Source organism: Streptomyces phytophilus (assembly GCF_013870535.1).
Classification (GTDB): Bacteria; Actinomycetota; Actinomycetes; order Streptomycetales; family Streptomycetaceae; genus Streptomyces; species Streptomyces phytophilus.
Map to the genome: position 1 here is coordinate 1 of NZ_JACBXC010000746.1, position 3,001 is coordinate 3,001.

At 72.8% G+C, this 3,001-nt stretch carries 3 protein-coding genes and 1 pseudogene; 2 read left to right on the forward strand and 2 right to left on the reverse strand.

The features are described from left to right. Positions 1-523: pseudogene (locus H5J30_RS24550) on the reverse strand (amino acid deaminase); the annotation flags it as partial. Between the two features lie 137 nt (positions 524-660). Between H5J30_RS24550 and H5J30_RS24555 the strand changes: the two are divergent. Beyond that, entirely contained in the window at positions 661-1,410 is a 750-nt protein-coding gene (locus H5J30_RS24555; RefSeq protein ID WP_181789539.1) for an IclR family transcriptional regulator, read from the forward strand. Then, entirely contained in the window at positions 1,407-1,820 is a 414-nt protein-coding gene (locus tag H5J30_RS24560) for a RidA family protein (protein ID WP_181789540.1), read from the forward strand. The genes H5J30_RS24555 and H5J30_RS24560 overlap by 4 nt, the downstream gene beginning before the upstream one ends. A 25-nt stretch (positions 1,821-1,845) precedes the next feature. Here H5J30_RS24560 and H5J30_RS24565 read toward each other — a convergent pair whose 3' ends face one another. Beyond that, the gene (locus H5J30_RS24565) at positions 1,846-2,820 is read right to left on the reverse strand and encodes a GlxA family transcriptional regulator (RefSeq protein ID WP_181789541.1); all 975 of its coding nucleotides are present in this window, start codon (positions 2,818-2,820) and stop codon (positions 1,846-1,848) included. Between the last annotated feature and the right edge of the window lie 181 nt (positions 2,821-3,001).

Consider the following 3,001-nt stretch of genomic DNA (forward strand, 5'->3'; position numbering starts at 1 on the left):
GCTCGACGGCGACCTCCACCGGCCGGGTGGCGCCGGCCGCCCGCAGCGCGGCGTCCATCAGCTCGACGCCGCGTACCGAGTCGGCGTAGCAGACGAGCCGGAAGTCCGGGTCGGCGGCCAGCTCGGCGGCGAGCCAGCGCAGCGCGGCGGCGTCGACCAGCTCGTTGGCGAGGAAGATCCGCCGGACGCCGAACGCCCGCGCCACCCGCGCCTGGTGGGGGACCGCGACCGTGATGCCCCAGGCGCCCTGGTCGATCTGGCGGGCGAAGAGCTGCGGGGCCATCGTCGTCTTGCCGTGCGGCGCGAAGGCCAGGCCGCGGGCGGCGGCGAAGCGGGCGAGCGCGCCGAGGTTGTGCGCCAGCGCGGGCGCGGAGAGCGCGAGCACGGGGGTGGTGAACCCGCCGGTGAACAGCGACCGGCGCTCGGCGGCCAGCTCGCCGGCCGTCAGGCCGGCGGCGTCGGGCGGCAGGCCCTTGAAGCGGTGGTCGATACGTTCTTCCGCCAGCTCGGCGAGGGACGCCATGAAGCCCTCCAGCAGGTTGGTTGCGCAACACGCAACGTGCGTTGCGTATATCGACACCGCTGTCTAACATCCGGGCGAACGGCTGGTCAACGGTGGACCGGCACCGCAGACGGCACGGCGCACGACGGGAGGACGCGATGAGCCAGTCGGTCGGCCGCGCACTCGCCATCCTCCCGATGCTCGCCGAAGGACCCGCGGGCCTGGAACAGGTCGCGACGAGGCTCGGCGTGCACAAGACCACCGCGATGCGGCTGCTGCGCACCCTCCACGAGCACGGTCTGGTCTACCGCCAGGACGACCAGCGCTACCGCCTCGGCGCCCGGCTCTTCGCCCTCGCCCAGGCGGCGGCCGAGAGCCTGGACGTACGCGAGATCGCCCACCCGCACCTGGTGAAGCTCGGCGAGGTCACCGGGCACACCGTGCACCTCGCCGTCTACGAGGACCGCGAGGTGATGTACATCGACAAGGTCGACAGCCGCTACCCGGTGCGCATGTACTCGCGCATCGGCCGGCCCGTCGCGATCACCGTCGCGGCCGTGGCCAAGCTGCTGCTGGCCGACCTGCCGGAGCCGGAGCGGCGCGCCGTCGCCGAGCGGCTCGAATACCCCATGTACACCCCCCGTTCGACGCCCGACGCCCCCGCCCTGCTCGCCGAGCTGGCCGCGGTGCGCGAGCAGGGGTGGGCCACCGACTTCGGCGGCCACGAGGAGTCCATCAACTGCATCGGCGCCCCCATCCGCGGCGCCGACGGCCGTACCGCCGCCGCCTGCTCCCTGTCGGCGCCGAACGTCGTCGTCACCGCGGACGAGCTGATGACCCTCCTCCCGCAGCTCCGCCGCACGGCGGCAGCGATCAGTGACGACTACTCCGGAAGAGTGCCCGCATGAGCGACAAGGCCCAGAAGACCGACGTCACCCCCGCCACCCACGTCCCGCCGCCGGCGCGCTTCTCCGCGGGCGTCCGTAAGGGCAACATCCTCCAGGTCGCCGGACAGGTCGGCTTCCTGCCGGCCGAGGAGGGCAGGCCCCCGACCCCCGCGGGCCCGGATCTGCGTGCGCAGACCGAGCAGACGCTGTCGAACGTCAAGGCCGTGCTGGAGGAGGGCGGCGCGTCGTGGGAGGACGCGGTGATGATCCGCGTGTACCTCACCGACACCGCCCACTTCGCCGAGTTCAACCAGATCTACGACGCGTACTTCGCGGAGCTGGAGCAGCCGCCGTCCGCGCGTACGACCGTGTACGTCGGGCTGCCCGCGGGGCTGCTCGTGGAGATCGACTGCCTGGCCGTGCTCGGCTGACCGGAGAGCCGCCCGGGCCCGGCCGTCAGCGCCCCGCGCCGACGGCCGGGCCGCGGAACGCCCGCCGGTACGCGTTGGGCGTGGTGTCCAGCCGGCGCAGGAAGTGGTGGCGCAGCGTGGCCGCGTTGCCGAAGCCCGCGCGGGCGGCGATGGCGTCCACCGTGGCGTCGGTCTCCTCCAGCTGCTGCTGCGCGAGCAGCAGCCGCTGGCCCAGCAGCCACTGGTACGGCGTCGTGCCCGTCTCCTGCTGGAAGCGACGCGCGAACGTACGCGGCGCCAGGTGCGCCCGCGCCGCCAGCTGCTCCACCGTCGCGTCCTCGTCCAGGTGCTCCAGGAGCCAGGCCAGCACCCGGCCGATGGCGTCGTCCTCGCAGGTGCCGCGCACCGGCCGGTCGATGTACTGCGCCTGGCCGCCGTCCCGGTGCGGCGGTACGACCATGCGGCGGGCGATGGCGTTGGCCACCTTGCTGCCCTGCTCCTCGCGGACGAGGGCGAGGCAGGCGTCGATGCCGGAGGCGGTGCCGGCGGAGGTGAGCACCGGGCCGTCGACGACGTAGAGGACGCCCGGCTCGACGAGCGCCCGCGGGTACTCGCGCTTGAGGCGCTCGGCGAACATCCAGTGCGTCGTGCAGCGGCGGCCGTCCAGCAGCCCGGCCTGGGCGAGCAGGAACCCGCCGGTGCACACGCTCAGCACCTTCGTGCCGTGCGCGACGGCCTCGCGCAGCGCGTGCAGCAGCTCGGGCGGGAAGTCGCGGTACGCGAACTCCTGGCCGGCCGGGATGGCGATCAGGTCGGCGCCGGCGAACTGCTCCAGGCCGTGCGCCACCTCGACGGGCAGGCCGGGGTGGACGGTGACGCGGCCCGGGTGCGGGGTGGCGAAGGAGAAGTCGTAGACCGGCAGGCCCTCCTCGCGGCGGTCCATGCCGAAGACCTCGCAGATGACGCCCAGCTCGAAGGCGTTGACCTCGTCGGTGAGCAGACAGACCACTTTGGAGAGCATGCGGACAGTATGCCACCGGCCTGGCAGTAATTCGAAGCCCTATGGCAGAGCTGCCACTGTTTGTGTGTGCAAGGATCCGGGACCGTAGAGGACATGAACGCGATCCTCGAATACACCGTCGGAACCCTGGTCCTGATCTTCATGGCCGCGATCCTCGTCGGCCCGGCCCTCTACTTCGACC

What these genes read in the sequence shown, in the direction of transcription:
- H5J30_RS24560 (WP_181789540.1), top strand. Translation starts at nt 1,407, where the DNA reads ATGAGCGACAAGGCCCAGAAGACCGACGTCACCCCCGCCACCCACGTC.
- H5J30_RS24565 (WP_181789541.1), bottom strand. Translation starts at nt 2,820, where the DNA reads ATGCTCTCCAAAGTGGTCTGTCTGCTCACCGACGAGGTCAACGCCTTC.
- H5J30_RS24555 (WP_181789539.1), top strand. Translation starts at nt 661, where the DNA reads ATGAGCCAGTCGGTCGGCCGCGCACTCGCCATCCTCCCGATGCTCGCC.